Raw genomic sequence first — 17,049 nt, 5'->3', positions numbered from 1 at the left:
CAAGACGCTCGACTGGGATAACCCAGCCGAGCGCCTACGTGATCTACTGACCGCCTGAATCTGGATCGGTGTTGCGACGATCACTAGAACCCAAGCGGAGAGGGGCCCAGAGTCTTCATCGCCGCAGGGCTACCCGCGCCCTACAGTTCCGCGTCCTACAACTCCTGGATGCGGATGTCCCGGTACGAGACCACGTCGGTCGTGCTGTGCACCTGGAGCCCGAGATAGCCGGAGGCGAAGCGCCGGCCGTCCGTGCCCGGGTCGTCCGACCGGGGCGGCTCGAAGACCTGACCGCCCGTGTTGTCGAACTCGTTGATCAGCACACCGTTACGGAAGATCTGGTAGTGCTGATCCACCACCCGGATCTCGTAGTCGTTCCACGTGCCCTTCTGTGTGACGCCCGCACCCGCGAGCCCCACCCGGTCGAAGCCGTAGATCGACCCGGTCTTGTACATGTCCCCGGTGGGACTGTCGAAGACCTGGACCTCGTGCCCGTACTTGATGGCCACCCACTCCGGACGTGACTCCTCCGGGTGATCGTGGACCTGCGGGAAGCGCACGAAGACACCGGAGTTGGCGTTGCCGCTGCCCGGGGCGTCGTCCCGCCACTGGAGCTTCAGCGAGAAGTCCCCGTAGGTGCGCTCCGGGAACCACAGCATGCCCAGGCCGCCCTTGGTGGTGCCGGACGTCATCGAGCCGTCACCGTTCAGCGCGAACGAACCGCCGCCCACGTGCTCCCACTTGGCCAGGGAGCCCGCCGTGCCGTCGAAGATCGTGCGGTAGCCGGTCTGCTGTCCCGGCTTGCCGATCCCGGACTGCTTGGCCGCCTTGTTGATCTTGTTGTACTCGCGCTGGTCGATCACACCTTCCTTGAGGAGCTTGTCGGTGACCGTCTTGACGTGCTTGAGGAACAGCGCCTGGGACGTCCACTCCTTCTCGTCCTCGATCAACTCGTTGATCCGGCACCGGTTGTTGGTCACCCGGTTCGGGATCCCGGTGTCGACGGTGCCGACGATGACGGTCAGCCGCTCGTCGAACTCGGCACAGTTCGGCGCCGGAACCCCGCCGCCCGACGCGACCGTGAAGGTCACCGTCTTCGCCGTGGAGGTGTTACCGGCCTTGTCGGTCGCCCGGTACGCCACCGAGTGCGCGCCGACCCGGTCCACCAGGACCGGCGCCGTGTACGCGAGATACGGACCGCCGTCCAGCGAGTACTCGACCTTGTCGACACCCGAACCGGCGTCCGTCGCCGTGACGGTCACCTTGGCGCTGGAGATGTACGCGCCGGCCGAGTTCTTGTCACCCGTGACGGTCGCCGAGGTCTCCGGCGGCGTCTTGTCCTGGACGGGCGGAGTGACCACCGTGAACTCGACGCTCTTCTCGGCGGCCTGGTTGCCCGCCTTGTCCGTGGCCCGGTAGCGCACCTTGTGGGTACCCACGGCGTGCACCATCACGGGCGCCGTGTACGCCTGCCACGCGCCGGTGTCCCCGATCGCGTACTCGATGGTGTTGACCCCGGAGCCCGTGTCGGACGCGGTGACCGTCACCGTCGCCATGTCGAGATACCGGCCCTGGTCGTCCTTCTCACCGCTGACGGTCGCCGAGGTCTCCGGCGGTGTGGTGTCGTCCGTGGGCGGCGCGACCACCGTGAACCGCTCGGTCTTCTCGGCCGATGTGTTGCCCGCCTTGTCGGTCGCCCGGTAGCGGACCGCGTGCTCGCCGACCTGGTCGACCACCAGCGGCGCGGTGTACGGCTGCCAGGCACCGTCGGCGCCCAGCGCGTACTCGATCCGGTCCACACCGGACCCCTCGTCCGTGGCGCTCAGCGTCACACTCGCGGAGCCGACATAGGCACCGTCCGCGTTCTTCTGCCCCTCGACCTTCGCCGAGGCGTCGGGCGCCGTGGTGTCCTCACCGGTGCCCTCCGAGACCACGAGGATGCCCTGCATGGAGCCGTGCCCCGGGATGGTGCAGTGGAACCGGTAGCGGCCCGGGGTGAGGACGACCTCGGCGGTGTGCTTGCCGCCCTCGGCGTCGAACGGGTTGGCGAGGATGTTGAGCGGGACGTCGTTGTTGTACTCCGGGTCGGAGACGTCGAACGTCAGGGTGTGCGGCATCCCGGTCGTGTTGCCGGTCGCCGCGCTGTTCTCGAACACGATCGTCGTCGCGCCCGCCACCGCGGTCAGCGGCGCCGACACGTACTTCGTGATGTCGTCGCCGGCCGTCCAGGTCAGCACCTGGGCGGCCTTCGTGTCGTCGGCCCGGCCGTAGGCGGCCGTCGAGGTCAGCCCGAGCAGGAGCAGCACGGACGCGAGCAGCGCCGTCCACAGATGCCGGGCTCTTCGCCTGCGCACGCTGGTCATCATCCCGCCTTCCTGGCCAGATCACCGGCGGCCGGTGTGGGCCCGCCACCCGTGTACGAGACGCGCCACAGCGCCGACTTGGAGTCCGAGGTGAAGAAACCCCGGCCGTAGTCGAGGACGTACAGCGCACCGTCGGGACCGAACTTCCAGTCCATGAGGTTCTTGATGCCGTTGTTGCCCACGGGCACGATCTTCTTCAGGTTCTCGGCATGGATCGGCAGCCCGCCGTCGCCCATCGTCTTCGGGTCCATGAGCACCGCGTTGCGCGGCTGGTCCCCGTCGTAGAAGTCACCGACGAACCACTTGCCGTCCCAGTACGCGGGCCACTTCACGTCGCTGGTGTTCGCGGCGTCGAAGCGGTACACCGGGCCGTTCATCGTGGCCTGACCGCCGCCCTTGAGCCACGGCAGCAGATACGAGGCTTGCTCGTTCTTGTACGACGGCACACCGCTCGCGTCCCGGGGGTAGTCCGGGGCGCCGCCCTGGGGCGAGTACCAGATGTTGTTGCCGGTCACCGGCGGCAGGTTCACCAGACCGTCGTTGTTCGGCGACTCGTTCTTCGGCTTGTCGCAGTCGTACCAGCCGAGCGGCTTGCTCGGGTCCGGCAGATTGCGGTCGCGGTAGGGCTGCTTGTTGCCCATGCAGAACGGCCAGCCCCGGTTGGACGCCTTGGTGATCGCGGCGAACGTGTCGTACTTCGCCGGACCCCAGGTCGTCGACGGCGCGCCCGCGTCCGGGCCGACCCAGCCCGCGTACAGGACGTCGGTCTTCTGGTCCACGAAGATGCGCGCCGGGTTGCGGACGCCCATCACATAGATCTCACCGCGCGTCTTGCCGCCGCCCTCGGCCGTCTCCTTGCCGGTGAAGAGATTGCCGTCGGGCAGCGTGATCGTGCCGTTCGGCTCCGGGTGGATCCGCAGGATCTTGCCGTTGAGGTTGTTGGTGTTGCCCGCGGTGCGGCGCGCGTCGGCGAACGAGACACCCTTGTAGCTCGGCTGCGGGTTGTTGCCCGAGTACCCGTCGCTGAAGCCACTGGAGTTGTTGTCGCCGGTCGCGATGTACAGGTTGCCCTTCGAGTCCCAGGTCATCCCGCCGCCCGCGTGGCAGCAACTGTGCACCTGGACGGGCCACTTGAGCAGTACCTTCTCACTGCTCAGATCCAGCTTGTTCGTCGCCAGGTCGAGCGTGAAGCGTGAGACGCGGCGCTCGGCGATCTGTTTGTCCCGGTCGAGCTGCGAGTGCGGTGTGTAGTGCAGGTACACCCACCCGTTCTGCTCGAACTTCGGGTCCAGCTCGATACCGAGCAACCCTTCCTCGACCTTGGTGAGTTCGTCGCCGCCGCCCTTGTTGCCGAAGACCGTCAGGGCGCCCGCGAGCGTGACCTGCTTGGTCTTCGGGTCGTAGACGTGGATCTCGCCCTTGCCCTTGCCGATGTCCGGGTTGTTCCAGTCGGTGATCACGGGCTGCGAGGAGTCCGCGCCGCCCCGGCCGATGTACAGCACCCGTCCGTCGGGCGCGGTGACCAGGCCGTGCGGCTCGCCGATCTGGTCGTTCTGCCCCGGCTGGTTGGCCTGGGTCAGCCGCTCGGCCTTGTAGTTGCCGTCGATCGACGCCTTGCAGTCGGCCTGCGAGATCCGCGTGGTCCACATCAGGGCCCCGCGCAGATGACTGCGGAAGTCGGTCTCGTCGTACGAGGACGTGGTACCGCCCATGCCGGTGTAGAAGGAACGGCCGCCGTCGTAGTCACGGCACCAGGACACGGGGTGGTCCCAGCCGTTCTTGCCGGCGCCCGGCTGGTACGTCGACTCGCGGACCCGGGCCACCGTGTGCACGGTGCCCGTCGGGTTCTTCTCCCAGTTCAGCCACTTGTCGGGACGCTTCCACTGGACCGGCAGGTCCTTGGTGGCCGGATGCTGACGGTCACCGACCTCGACGGTCGCCCGCTGCACGGTGGTGGGGCTCGTGTCCGCCGGACGCGCGCCGATCAGACCGGTGAACCAGTCCGAGTACGGCTCCGCGCGGGCCGCGTCATGGATGCCGACGAAACCGCCGCCCGCCTCCATGTACGCCTCAAGTCCGGCCTCCTGGTCCGGGTCCAGGACATCGCCGCCGCCGGTCAGGAAGACGACGGCGTTGAACCTGCCCAGCTTGGTGTCGTTGGTGAAGACGGACGCGTCATCGGTCGCCGTCACCGTGAACCGCTCGGCGGTCGGGCCCGACAGACCGATCTTCTCGATCGCCGCGATCCCGGCGTTCACCAGCGGCGACTCGTCGCCCGAGGACGCCGAGCCGTAGAACACCAGGACGCGCACATTCGCCCCGCCGGGAGGCGACGGCAGGGACATCGTTGTCAACGGCGGTTCGGGGTAGGGCCGCGCGGACGCGGCGGGTCCGGTCATGACTCCGGTGGTCACGGCTCCGGCGAGCAGGGCCGCGGCCCAACCTCGGCGCGCTCGCCCCGGTCTCAGTAACGCTCTGCTCAACCCAGGTACGGCTGAGGGCTTCTGATGCGGTGTCTGCCGCATGTGGTCACCCATCCCTCGTCGGTCACAGCAACAGCGCCGACGAAGCTAGACCTCTTTTCCCGGTTCGCCAATAGGTATGACCGCAAGAGCACAAACTTTGTCCTGAGTGTGGATAAACGAAGATCCCTTGGCTACCGTGTCGCCGACACCGGGGCGCAGTCGTCGGCGTGCCCCCAATCTGCGTACGAAGGTGGGGAGTTCCACGATGAGTGACGCGACGGGTGAGTCGGCGGGCGGGTCGGCGGGAGCGGACTCGGGTACTCCGTCCGGCCTGGGCAGACGCGCGTTCAGCCGGCGGTTCCTGGCCGGCGGAGCGGTGGTCGCGGCCGGTCTGACATCGATGTCCGCGGCGGCGGCCCCGGAGAGTTCCGCCGCGGTCGGCGACCCTCCGAGGACGGCGCCCGCCGGTGGCGAGGTCCGGCACATCAAGATGTACGCCGAGAAGCTCGCCGACGGGCAGATGGGCTACGGCTTCGAGAAGGGCAAGGCGTCCATACCCGGCCCGCTCATCGAGATCAACGAAGGCGACACCCTGCACATCGAGTTCGAGAACACCATGGATGTCGCCGCCAGCCTCCATGTGCACGGCCTGGACTACGAGATCACCAGCGACGGCACCGCGCTCAACAAGAGCCAGGTCGCACCGGGCGGCAAGCGTACGTACACCTGGCGCACCCATGTGCCGGGGCGTCGCAAGGACGGCACCTGGCGCTCGGGCAGCGCCGGGTACTGGCACTACCACGACCATGTCGTCGGTACCGAACACGGCACCGGCGGCATCCGCAAGGGCCTCTACGGTCCGGTGATCGTCCGCCGCAAGGGCGACATCCTCCCGGACAAGACCTTCACGATCGTCTTCAACGACATGACGATCAACAACAAACCCGCCCACACGGGACCGGACTTCGAGGCCACCGTCGGCGACCGCGTCGAGATCGTCATGATCACGCACGGTGAGTACTACCACACCTTCCATATGCACGGTCACCGCTGGGCCGACAACCGCACCGGCCTGCTGACCGGCCCCGACGACCCCAGCCAGGTCATCGACAACAAGATCGTCGGCCCCGCGGACTCCTTCGGCTTCCAGATCATCGCGGGCGAAGGCGTGGGCGCGGGCGCCTGGATGTACCACTGTCATGTCCAGAGCCACTCGGACATGGGGATGGTGGGTCTGTTCCTGGTGAAGAAGCCGGACGGCACGATCCCGGGGTACGAGCCGCACGAGCATTAAGGGCGACGGGCGCTATGAGTCGGCGGTGATGTCGAGCAGCGTCCAGGCGGTGAAGGGCTTCACCTGGACGTAGATCCTGGGGCCGCGGCAGACCACCCGGCGGCGACCGCGGAGAGCGCCGCCGTCGGGGCGGACCAGCCGGGTCCGGGTGACCGGTCGGACCGCCGATTCGCCCAGCCGGCAGTCAACGAGTTGATGGCGGTCGTCGCCGGACGGGTCGTAGAACACCACGCGGTCACCGCACACCGCGAAGCCGGACGCGCCCCGGACCGGGTTGTCCCAGATCCGCGCGGTCCGGCCATCCCGTACCTCGATCAGCGGAAAGCGCTGATAGGGGCAGACCCAGACCGAGTGGGCCCCGACATTGAGGGCGTAACAGTCGGCGATGTCCTCCACGCCGGGGCCACGCTTGAACTCCCAGAGCGGATCGCCGGTGCCGCTCCACTGCCGCAGGCCGGGCGCGCTGAGGTCGTCCCCGAAGATCCCTTCGTCGAAGTAGCCGACCCAGAGGGTGCCGTCCTCATCAGCGAGGAGATGCTCGATGGCGTCGCCCAGCCGGAACGTCCACGAGGGCCGCCCCAGCGCGTCGAACACCTGTGCCTGGGGCGGCTCCTCGTCACGGTGGCTGCGTGTGGCGGCGACGATGAAGCCGCCGTCGGCCAGGGCGTCGAACCTCACCCCGTGCGGACGTACGGCACTGAGATGCGTCTCGTACGGGTGCCCGTCGCCGACCGTGACCACCACCGCTTCGTACGGCGGCCCGTCCCACGGATGAGCCTCTGCCGTGAGCAGCCAGTGGGCGCGCCCGAAGGCGTCGACCGTGCTGTGCGCGATGTGCCGGTCCCGGTAGGCGGCGGGCAATTGGGCGTACGGGGTCAGCGGGATGTCGTTCACAGGGGTCATGGCGGTCCTCGGCGAAGGGCGGGCGGTGTCCGTCGGTGTGCGCGACGGAGACCGGCGGCGAGTGGGCCGAGGGCGGGAGCGCGGGGCCGTTAGACGGCATCGGCCTTTCGGGTCGTCATGGGCCTGATCCTTGTCGACGGCGGCGCCTGCGCGCAAGGCCGTTTACCGGGGTGGCGGTACGGAAAGGGAGCGCTCTCGTCCGTCGGACCTGGCCGATATCCTGGCCGCGAGCCCACTCCGGAGGTGCACGCAAGGTGACCCAGCAGACGACTGACGCCCGCCCCACGCTGGAGGCGGTGGCAGCGCGCGCCGGGGTCTCCAGGGCGACCGTCTCCCGTGTGGTCAACGGTGGGGCCGGCGTCAGGGAATCGCTCGCCGAGCGGGTCCGCCGCGCGGTCGACGAACTCGGCTATGTCCCGAACCAGGCCGCCCGCAGCCTCGTCACCCGCCGTCATGACGCGATCGCCGTCGTCATCGCCGAGCCCGAGACCCGGGTCTTCGCCGACCCGTTCTTCGCGCTTCAGCTCCGTGGCATCAGCAAGGAGCTGACGGCCGCCGACTCGCAGCTCGTCCTGCTGCTCACGGAGGGCCGCGACGACCACGCGCGCGTGGGCCGCTATCTCGCCGGCGGCCATGTCGACGGCGCCCTCGTCTTCTCGCTGCACCTGGACGACCCGCTGCCCGACCTGGTGCGCGGCGCGGGCATCCCCACCGTGTTCGGCGGCCGACCGAGCTGGTCGGGCTCGCCCTGGGACGGACCGTACGTCGACTGCGACAACCGGGGCGGCGCGCGGGACGCGGTACGGCATCTGGTGGGCCTCGGGCGGACCCGTGTCGCGCACATCACGGGGGCCCTCGACCAGACGTCGGCCGTCGACCGGCTCGACGGGTTCCGCGATGTGCTCGTGGACGCGGATCCCCGGCTGATCGTGGAGGGGGACTTCACCCCGGCGGGCGGGGAGCGCGCGATGCGGGAACTCCTGAAGCGCTGCCCGGACGTGGACGCCGTGTTCGCCGCGAACGACCTGACGGCCGCCGGCGCGCTGCGGGTGCTGCGCGCGGCGGGCCGCCGAGTGCCCGAGGATGTCGCCGTGATCGGCTTCGACGACATGCTCCCGGTCGCCGAACAGAGCGACCCGCCGCTGACGACGGTCCGTCAGGACATCGAGGAGATGGGCCGTTTGATGGCCCGCCTGCTGCTACGGGGCCTGTACCGCACCCCGTCGACACCTGACGCCACACCGGTGCAGGAGCCCCCGAAGAGCGTGGTCATGCCGACGACACTGGTACGCCGAGCCTCGGCCTGACCCTCGCCCTTCGACCCCGCAGGGGTCACGGGAGACTCCCGGGACGGGCTACGCGCCCACGGTCACCGTGAAACGGCTCGGGTTCCCGTCATGCGCCGCCCCCGACACATCCGGCTCCCCGTCAGGACGCACGTCGTCGTACGGAAACGCGTACCCGATCGGCGAGTTGGCGTGCACCACGCGCGCGTAGTGATTGGTCACGCCCTGGTAGTAGTCGCCGGCCCCGGCCCCGTTCGGCTGCTCGGGATGGCTGAGCATGATGCTCCGGTTGAACCCGGCGGCGAGCCGCGCGAGCAGTCCCTTCTTGTCGTCGGGGTCGCCTGGATTGTTCGCGAACGGCCCATGGTTGCAGGTGAAGATGTCCTTGGACGCGGGCCTGGTGAAGGTGTGTCCGCCGGTGAAGGTCAGGGTGTCGCCGGAGACCCGCCCGGTGAACACGCCCCGGCCGCCCTGGAGATCGATCCTCAGGTCCTCACCGCGGTACTTCTCCCAGACCTGGTCCACATAGCCGTTCCACACATCCCGGAACGGCATCTCGTCGGGCCGGTCGAAGAACGGCGCCATCAGGTTCTGCGGCGAGATCACCCGCAACACCTCGCCGCCCGATCCGCGGATCACCAGCTTGTCCCACGGCTGACCGTCCCGCCCGGCCTGGGCGACGAGGTCGGACGCGACTCGGTCCACGGCCCCGTCCGGCAGCGGGGCGACGGTGTGCGTCGCGTCGCCCTCCAGGGTCAGCCCGATGGGGAGCGCGGTGACGAGGTCGACGTAGCTGATGTTCGCGTACAGCTGGTCCGGGTTGAAGGTGAACTCGCAGAACGACCACGTCCGGCCGTAGTTCGGGTCGTTGGGCGTGGCGAACGCGGGCTCGACCAGCGAAGGACCCGGGTTGAGGAAGAAGTCCAGGGTGTCGTCACGGACGAAGTACACACGGGCGCCGTACATCTGAGGCAGCGTCAGCTCGATGGCAGGGGCGCCGGCGGCGCCCAGCGTGATGGCACAGTCGACGGGCAGCGGGGTCTGCGGCGCGGACGGCGAATCGGGACGGTACACACTGCCGTCGGCGCGCAGCAGCACCCAGCGGTCGGTGCCCTGCTCGTGCCCGGTGACATAGGCGCGGACCGTGCCGGGCAAGGACTTGTTCCGCAGGGCGAGGCGGCAGGTCGGGGGCGCCGCGTCGGCCGTGGGGCTGAGAGCGCTCCCCCAGAGGGGATACGTGGCCGCTGTCGAGGCAGCTGCGGCGCCCGTCAGAAACAGCCTGCGCGAAATCACGATGCAACTCCTGGGGTGTGGGGGGTTGGTGGGACTCAAGGGGCAGTGGGGGCCCCGGGTTCCCACTCTCCCGGGGGACCAAGAACGCGTCAAGAGTTCCTGCTGAGAGCGCTCTCAGGCATGCCCGGACGGCGATCCACGGCATGCGGTGGAAGACTCGGAGTACAGACGCGGAAATAACGGACGCGGAAACAACGGACGCGCGGAAGACAGCCGCGCGCAAGACGACGGGATCCCTTGAGGAGGGCATCATGCTCACCACCCGTTATGTGAACGGCGCCCCGAACTGGCTCGACCTCGGCACCCCCGACCTCGAAGGAGCCCGCGCCTTCTATGGCGGACTCTTCGGCTGGACGTTCCTGTCCGCGGGCCCCGAGGCCGGCGGCTACGGCATGCTCCAGTTGTCCGGCAAGACCGTCGCGGGCGCCATGACGGTCACGCCCGACCAGGGGCCGCCTTCCTGGAACGTGTACTTCCAGACCGAGGACGCCGACGCGACGGCCAAGGCCGCCGAACAGGCCGGTGGCTCCGTGCTGTTCCAGCCGATGGACGTCATGGATCAGGGCCGGATGGCGTTCCTCACCGACTCCCAGGGCGTCGGCTTCGGTATCTGGCAGCCCGCGGCCAACCCGGGCCTCGACCTCGTCACCGAGCCGGGCTCCCTGTGCTGGGCGGAGCTGTACACACCGGATGTCGCGGCGGCCAAGGCGTTCTACGGCACCGTGTTCGACTGGGTCACCACCGACGTACCGTTCCCGCAGGGCACGTACACCACCGTCCGGCCCGCGACCGGGAGCGACACCTCCATGTTCGGCGGTCTGGTACCGGTCGACATGGACCCCGCCGAGGCCCGGGGCGGGCCGTACTGGCTGCCGTACTTCGAGGTGACCGACCCCGACGCGACGGCCGCCAAGGCTCAGGAACTCGGTGGCACGGTCCGTACGCCCCCGACGGACATCCCGGACGTGGGCCGCTTCACCAAGCTGGCGGACGGCTCCGGCGCGCGGTTCGCGGTCATCAAGAGCGCGGAGTCACAGGGCTGATCGCCGAGGCCGGCAACGAGGTCGGCAAAGAGGCGGGACCCCGGTTCGAAGTGACGTTGATGCGGCGTTGAGCGAACGTTTTTCGCCCGGCGGCACCATCGGTGCCATGCAGATCGACAGTGTCATTCCGCGGGATCTCGCCTGGCAGGAGCAGGCGCTCTGCGCACAGACGGGCTCGGAGTTCTTCTTTCCGGAGCCCGGTAGCTCGGTGCGCGAGGCCAAGCGCATCTGCCGGATGTGCGAGATGCGAGCCACCTGCCTTCAGTACGCCCTCACCCACGACGAACGGTTCGGGGTCTGGGGCGGCCTGTCGGAGAAGGAACGCCAGAGCCTGCGGCGCGAGACCGGGGACGAAGGGGCGCTGCCCCTTTGACCCCGGTGCGGCGCCTCTTCGAACCGGTGGTGAGTCCGCGGGGTGAACCGGTGGTGATTGCGCGGGGTGCGGGTCAGATCCGCCCGCGCGCGGCGAGCCGTGCCTTCCTGGCCGCCAACTTCTCGTCGAACTTGCTGGCCTCCGCGTCCAGGCCGCCCATGAACAGGCCCAGTTCCTCCTGGGCGCGCACACCCTCGGGGCCGAGGCCGTCGATGTCCATGACCTTCAGGAAGCGCAACACCGGCTGGAGCACGTCGTCGTGGTGGATACGCATGTTGTAGACCTCGCCGATGGCCATCTGCGCGGCGGCCCGCTCGAAGCCCGGCATCCCGTGCCCCGGCATCCGGAAGCCCACCACGACATCCCGCACGGACTGCATTGTCAGGTCGGGCGCGAGTTCGAAGGCGGCCTTCAGCAGATTGCGGTAGAAGACCATGTGCAGGTTCTCGTCGGTCGCGATGCGGGCGAGCATCCGGTCGCAGACCGGGTCACCGGACTGGTGGCCGGTGTTGCGGTGCGAGATCCGCGTCGCCAGCTCCTGGAACGCCACATAGGCGATGGAGTGCAGCATCGAGTGCCGGTTGTCCGACTCGAAGCCCTCCGACATGTGCGCCATGCGGAACGCTTCCAGCTTGTCCGGGTCCACCGCGCGCGAGGCGAGCAGATAGTCCCGCATCACGATCCCGTGCCGGCCCTCTTCGGCGGTCCATCGGTGCACCCAGGTGCCCCAGGCTCCGTCGCGGCCGAACAGTGAAGCTATTTCGTGGTGGTAGCTCGGCAGGTTGTCCTCGGTGAGGAGATTGACGACCAGGGCGATCCGGCCGATCTCGGTGACCTTGGACTGCTCCTTGTCCCAGACCTCGCCGTCCTCGAAGTACCCCGGGAAGTTCCGCCCGTCCGACCAGGGCACATACTCATGGGGCATCCAGTCCTTGGTGACCCTCAGATGACGGTTCAACTCGGTCTCGACCACTTCCTCCAACGCGTGGAGCAGCCGGGCGTCCGTCCAGGTGGACGGCGTGCCGAGGTCGGGCGAGGTGAGAGTCACGGAGGCTCCTGGGGACGGGAGTGCTTGCGGGGGACGACAACCTACGCAGACGTAGGCTACGTATCCGTAGGTTACGCTCCCGTAGGTTAAATGCTCCGTAAAGATCGTTTGTCACATGTACAGGTCGCGGAGCCGAACCGAGAGGCAGGTCACACACCCCTCCAGCTTCTCGAACTCGCTGATGTCGACCAGCACCGGGTCATGACCCAGGTCCGCGAACAGGTCCGCCGTCTTGGGCGCGCTCGCCGCCATCAGCAGCGAGGAGCCGCCGAGCAGCACGACATGCGCCCCCGACTCCTCGGGAACCGGCAGGAAACGCGGGAACAGTGACGGCGTGTCGACCAGCGGCTCATGCCCGATGACGGTGCCGTCCGGCAGCGCGGTGACCGCCGACTTCAGATGCAGCACCTTGCTGACGGGCACCGCCACCACGCGCGCGCCGAGCGGTTCGAAGGCGGCCCGTACCTGCTGCACCCCGGCCGCGTTGGTCCGCCCACCGCGCCCCACGTAGATCGTGTCCCCCACCTTGAGGACATCGCCCCCATCGAGTGTGCCGGGATCCCACACCCAGTTGACGGACGCGCCGAGCCGGGCCACGGACTGCTCGACGCCCACCGTCTCGGCGCGGCGCGACTCGGCGCCCGGTCGGGTGATCAGGGCGACATTGCGGAACACCACGGCGGTGTCCTCCACGAACACCGAGTCCGGGCAGTCGTCCGCGGGCTCCACCTCCAGGGTTTCCCAGCCGTGCTCCCGCAGGGTCGCGGTGTAGGTCTCCCACTGGGCGAGCGCCAGCGCGGTGTCCACCGGCTCGCGCTCGATATGCGTGACGAGTCCTTCGGCGAGCCGCGGGCTGGGGCGGCGTACCAGGGCTTTCCTGCTGGGCACGGGCGATCTCCGTATCGACGGGCTCGGTCGGGGGGCTCGGCGCTCATCATGCAGCGCCACGTCCGCACCACAACACCCCCCAACCCCACTCTTAACGGGCGACGCCCCCCACCGCGTCCTCCACCGCGTCCCCCGCCGCGTCCTCCACCGTGCCCCGCACCGCGCGCCGCAGATGCCGAGCCGTCAGCGACCCCTCCGCCGCGAGCAGATCGGACGGCGTGCCCTCGAACACCACCCGGCCGCCGTGCTTGCCGCCGTCCGGGCCGAGGTCGATCACCCAGTCCGCGTGCTTGACGACGTCCATGTTGTGCTCCACGACGAGCACCGTGTTGCCGCCGTCCACCAGCCCGTCGAGCAGCGCGAGCAGGCTGTCCACATCGGCCATGTGCAGCCCGGTCGTCGGCTCGTCCAGGACGTACACGGCGCCGGTGCGGTGCAGCCGGGTCGCCAGCTTGATGCGCTGCCGTTCACCGCCCGACAGCGTCGACAGCGGCTGCCCCAGCGTCAGATACGTCAGCCCGACATCGCTGAGCGCACGCAGCCGGCGCCGTACGGAAGCGTCGGTGAAATAGTCGAGCGCCTCGTCGGCCGTCATCTCCAGGACGTCCACGACGGAACGCCCGCCGACCGTCAGGCGCCGCACCTCCGCACGGAAGCGCAGCCCGCCGCAGGTCGCGCAGGTCGTGGTGACCGGATCCATGAACGCGAGATCGCTGTGGATCACCCCGCGCCCCTGGCAGGTCTCGCACGCCCCGCGCGAGTTGAAGCTGAACAGCCCCGGGTCGGCGCCGGTCTCGCGCGCGAAGATCTTCCGTACGGTGTCCATGATCCCGAGATACGTGGCCGGCGTGGACCGGCCCGAGATACCGATCGCCGACTGGTCGACGACCACGGCATCGGGGTGCGCCGCGGTGAACGCGCGGGACACCAGCGTGCTCTTGCCGGACCCGGCGACACCCGTCACCGCCGTGAGGACGCCGGTCGGGAACTCGACGGTGACGTCCTTGAGGTTGTGCAGCGCCGCGTCCCGTACCCACAGCCCGCCGGTCGCCTTGCGCGGCTCGTCCTTGACGCCCGTTCGGCGGCGCAGGCAACGGCCCGTCTGGGTGTCCGCGCGCGTCAGGGCCTCGGGCGTCCCCTCGAAGACGACCCGGCCGCCGCCCACACCTCCGCGCGGCCCCATGTCCACGACATGGTCGGCGGCGGCGATGACATCGGGGTCGTGCTCCACCACGATGACCGTGTTGCCCTTGTCGCGCAGCCGCAGCAGCAGATCGTTCAGCCGCCCCACATCCCTCGGGTGCAGCCCGACACTCGGCTCGTCGAAGATGTACGTCATCCCGGTGAGGCTGCTGCCCAGGTGCCGCACCATCTTCAGCCGCTGCCCCTCGCCGCCCGAGAGCGTGGACGTCTCCCGGTCGAGGCTGAGATAGCCCAGGCCGATCGCCTGGATCCGCTCCAGGGCGCGCACGGCCGCCGCCGCGATCGGCCCGCCCACCGGGTGCTCCACGCGCGCGAGGACGTCGATCAGGTCGACCACCTCCATCGCCGCGCACTCGGCGATCGACAGCCCGCACACCCGGGTGGCGAGCGCCGCCTCGTTGAGCCGGGCGCCCCGGCACCGCGGGCACATCCGCTCCGCCAGGTAGCCCGCCACCAGATCGCGGGTGCGCTGACTGAGTGCCGCCAGGTCCCGGTTCACGTACAGCCGCTCGAAACGGTCGGCGAGCCCCTCGTAGTCGATCTCGAAGGTGTTCCCGGAGCTGCTGACCGTGACCTTGTGGCCCGTGCCGTCCCCGCGCATCAGGAACTCCCGCTCGGCGGCGGTGAATTCACCGACCGGTTTGTGCGTGTCCAGGGCGTGGGTGTTGAGGTACGTCTGGCCCTGCCAGGTGCCGACCGTGAACGGCGGGAAGGTGATCGCTCCCTGGGCGAGCGACTTGGCCGGGTCGAGCATGCGGTCCCAGTCGGGCCGCACCGCGCGCCCCAGGCCGTCGCAGTCCGGGCACATGCCCGCCGCGTCGTTGAAGGAGTACGCCGTCGCCTCGCCCGCGCTCGGCGTCCCGTACCGCGAGAACAGGACGCGCAGCACCGAGTAGATGTCCGTCATGGTGCCCACGGTGGAGCGGGAGTGGCCGCCGATCGGGCGCTGGTCGACCACGATCGCGGGCGACAGGTCCTCGATGACATCCGCCTGTGGCCGCTCGTACTTGGGCAGCCGGTTGCGTACGAACCAGGTGAACGTCTCGTTGAGCTGGCGCTGCGACTCGACGGCGATCGTGTCGAAGACGACCGACGACTTTCCCGACCCGGACACCCCCGTGAAGACCGTGAGCCGGTCCTTGGGGATGCGCAGGCTGACGTCCTTGAGGTTGTTCTCGCGGGCTCCGGAGATGGTGATGTAACCGTGCATGCCCTGGACGCTAGAAGGAATACCCGACAGCTTCCGGCGGGATTTCCCTGAGTTCTCCGTCCAGGAGCAGCCAGCGGGTGATGCCGAGGGACTCCAGGAACGGCAGATCGTGCCCGGCCACGATCAGCGCTCCCTCGTAGGACTCCAGGGCGGTCGTGAGCTGACGGACGCTCGCCAGGTCGAGATTGTTCGTCGGCTCGTCCAGCATCAGGAGCTGCGGCGCGGGCTCGGCGAGCATCAGCGCGGCGAGGGCCGCACGGAACCGCTCACCGCCCGACAGTGTGCCCGCCTCCTGTTGGGCCCGCGCCCCCTTGAACAGGAACCGGGCCAGCCGTGACCTGATCCGCTGCGGGGTGGCGTGCGGGGCGAACCGCGCCACGTTCTCGGCGACCGTCAGCCCGTCGTCCAGGAGGTCGATCCGCTGCGGCAGGAACCGGGCGTTCACCCATGCCGTCGCCGCGCCGGACACCGGTTCCAGCTCGCCCGCGAGGGTCCGCAGAAGCGTGGACTTGCCCGCGCCGTTGCGCCCGATCAGCGCGATCCGCTCGGGTCCGCGTACCAGGAACTCGCCGGGAACGGCCGCCGTCCGCGCGTGCCGGAGGGTCAGCGTGCGCAGGGTGAGGACGTCCCGCCCGGCCGGGACCGCCGTGGCGGGCAGGTCGACGCGGATCTCGTCGTCGTCCCGCACCGCGTCGACGGCGTCGTCCAGGCGCTCCTTCGCCGCCGCGAGCCGCTCCTCGTGCAGGAGGCGGTGCTTTCCTGCGGCGACCTGGGCCTCGCGTTTGCGCGCGCCCATGATGACCTTGGGTTCGCGTTTGGTGTCCCACATCTTCTGGCCGTACCGCTTGCGCCGGGCCAACTTGACCTGGGCGTCGGCGAGTTCCCGCTTCTGACGGCGTACGTCGGTCTCGGCGACCCGGACCATCCGCTCGGCGGCCTCCTGTTCGGCGGCGAGCGACTCCTCGTACCCGGAGAACCCGCCGCCGTACCAGGTGAGCGCGCCGTCGCGCAGATCGGCGATCCGGTCGACCAGATCGAGGAGTTCACGGTCGTGGCTGACCACGACCAGGATCCCGGTCCACGCCGAGACGGCGGCGTGGAGGCGGCGCCGCGCGTACAGGTCGAGATTGTTCGTCGGCTCGTCCAGGAGCAGGACGTCGGGCCGCTCCAGGAGCAGCGCGGCCAGCCGCAGCAGCACGGACTCGCCGCCGGACAGTTCGCCGACGGTCCGGTCGAGGCCGATGGCGCCGAGCCCGAGCGTGCCGAGGGTGGCCAGGGCGCGTTCCTCGACGTCCCAGTCGTCGCCGACGGCGGTGAAGTGCTCGTCGGCCGCGTCGCCCGCCTCGATGGCGTGCAGCGCGGCACGGGTGGCTGCGATGCCGAGGGCTTCGTCGACCCGCAGCCGGGTGTCGAGCGTGACGTTCTGCGGCAGGTATCCGATGTCGCCGGTGACGTGGACGGTGCCGTCGGAGGGCGTGAGGTCTCCCGCGATCAGCTTCAACAGGGTTGATTTTCCTGACCCGTTGACGCCGATGAGTCCGATGCTGCCGGGGCCGAAGGCGGCCTGGAGCCCGTCGAAGACGGTGGAGCCGTCGGGCCAGTTGAAGGACAGGGAGGTACAGGTGAGCGACGAAGTGCGGCTGGAGCGGTTGGAGCGGCTGGACATGCGGCCTCGCGGTG

12 protein-coding genes are annotated in these 17,049 nt (G+C 69.3%); 4 read left to right on the top strand and 8 right to left on the bottom strand.

The window, feature by feature from the left end; translation table 11 throughout:
• Positions 1-155: 155 nt before the first annotated feature.
• Together ACFVT5_RS33195 and ACFVT5_RS33190 are read right to left on the bottom strand one after the other, a co-directional pair.
• On the bottom strand, positions 156-2,363 hold the full coding sequence (locus ACFVT5_RS33195) for an OmpL47-type beta-barrel domain-containing protein (protein WP_389895703.1): 2,208 nt from the start codon (positions 2,361-2,363) through the stop codon (positions 156-158).
• Complete coding sequence (locus ACFVT5_RS33190) at positions 2,363-4,792, bottom strand: ThuA domain-containing protein (RefSeq protein ID WP_389895701.1); 2,430 nt, start codon at positions 4,790-4,792, stop codon at positions 2,363-2,365. The genes ACFVT5_RS33195 and ACFVT5_RS33190 overlap by 1 nt, the downstream gene beginning before the upstream one ends.
• Before the next feature lie 367 nt (positions 4,793-5,159).
• Between ACFVT5_RS33190 and ACFVT5_RS33185 the strand changes: the two genes are divergently transcribed.
• Positions 5,160-6,122 carry a multicopper oxidase domain-containing protein gene (locus ACFVT5_RS33185; RefSeq protein ID WP_389895698.1) on the top strand — a complete coding sequence of 321 codons (963 nt, stop codon included), beginning with the start codon at positions 5,160-5,162 and terminating at the stop codon, positions 6,120-6,122.
• A gap of 12 nt (positions 6,123-6,134) precedes the next feature.
• Here ACFVT5_RS33185 and ACFVT5_RS33180 read toward each other — a convergent pair whose 3' ends face one another.
• Positions 6,135-7,025, bottom strand: a complete 891-nt coding sequence (locus ACFVT5_RS33180) for a hypothetical protein (RefSeq protein ID WP_389895633.1) — start codon at positions 7,023-7,025, stop codon at positions 6,135-6,137.
• A 254-nt stretch (positions 7,026-7,279) separates the two neighbouring features.
• Between ACFVT5_RS33180 and ACFVT5_RS33175 the strand changes: the two genes are divergently transcribed.
• A complete protein-coding gene (locus ACFVT5_RS33175) occupies positions 7,280-8,332 on the top strand; it encodes a LacI family DNA-binding transcriptional regulator (protein WP_389895631.1) in 1,053 nt (350 codons plus the stop codon).
• Positions 8,333-8,380: 48 nt separating this feature from the next.
• On the opposite strand, the gene ACFVT5_RS33170 is transcribed toward ACFVT5_RS33175, so the two are convergent.
• On the bottom strand, positions 8,381-9,604 hold the full coding sequence (locus ACFVT5_RS33170) for a glycoside hydrolase family 64 protein (protein WP_389895629.1): 1,224 nt from the start codon (positions 9,602-9,604) through the stop codon (positions 8,381-8,383).
• Between the two features lie 251 nt (positions 9,605-9,855).
• On the opposite strand from ACFVT5_RS33170, the gene ACFVT5_RS33165 reads away from it, so the two are divergent.
• Both ACFVT5_RS33165 and ACFVT5_RS33160 read left to right on the top strand, forming a co-directional pair.
• Positions 9,856-10,647 carry a VOC family protein gene (locus ACFVT5_RS33165; protein ID WP_389895626.1) on the top strand — a complete coding sequence of 264 codons (792 nt, stop codon included), beginning with the start codon at positions 9,856-9,858 and terminating at the stop codon, positions 10,645-10,647.
• Positions 10,648-10,753: 106 nt separating this feature from the next.
• Positions 10,754-11,020, top strand: coding sequence for a WhiB family transcriptional regulator (locus ACFVT5_RS33160; RefSeq protein WP_389895623.1), 267 nt, complete (start codon positions 10,754-10,756; stop codon positions 11,018-11,020).
• A 73-nt stretch (positions 11,021-11,093) separates the two neighbouring features.
• Here the strand turns inward: ACFVT5_RS33160 and ACFVT5_RS33155 are convergent, their stop codons facing one another.
• The 4 genes from ACFVT5_RS33155 to ACFVT5_RS33140 form a co-directional block, all read right to left on the bottom strand.
• Positions 11,094-12,068 (bottom strand): acyl-ACP desaturase, encoded by a 975-nt coding sequence (locus ACFVT5_RS33155; protein WP_389895620.1) that lies wholly within the window; start codon positions 12,066-12,068, stop codon positions 11,094-11,096.
• 111 nt (positions 12,069-12,179) lie between these two features.
• Entirely contained in the window at positions 12,180-12,956 is a 777-nt protein-coding gene (gene ddaH / locus ACFVT5_RS33150) for a dimethylargininase (protein WP_389895617.1), read from the bottom strand.
• 91 nt (positions 12,957-13,047) lie between these two features.
• Positions 13,048-15,369, bottom strand: a complete 2,322-nt coding sequence (locus tag ACFVT5_RS33145; RefSeq protein WP_389895613.1) for an ATP-binding cassette domain-containing protein — start codon at positions 15,367-15,369, stop codon at positions 13,048-13,050.
• Positions 15,370-15,379: 10 nt separating this feature from the next.
• Positions 15,380-17,035: an ABC-F family ATP-binding cassette domain-containing protein gene (locus ACFVT5_RS33140; protein ID WP_389895610.1), complete on the bottom strand. Its 1,656-nt coding sequence runs from the start codon at positions 17,033-17,035 to the stop codon at positions 15,380-15,382.
• Positions 17,036-17,049: the final 14 nt, after the last annotated feature.

The organism is Streptomyces sp. NPDC058001, assembly GCF_042886315.1.
GTDB lineage: Bacteria > Actinomycetota > Actinomycetes > Streptomycetales > Streptomycetaceae > Streptomyces.
Note: the sequence above shows the minus strand (reverse complement) of the source record. Positions and strands in the feature narration are given on the sequence as shown.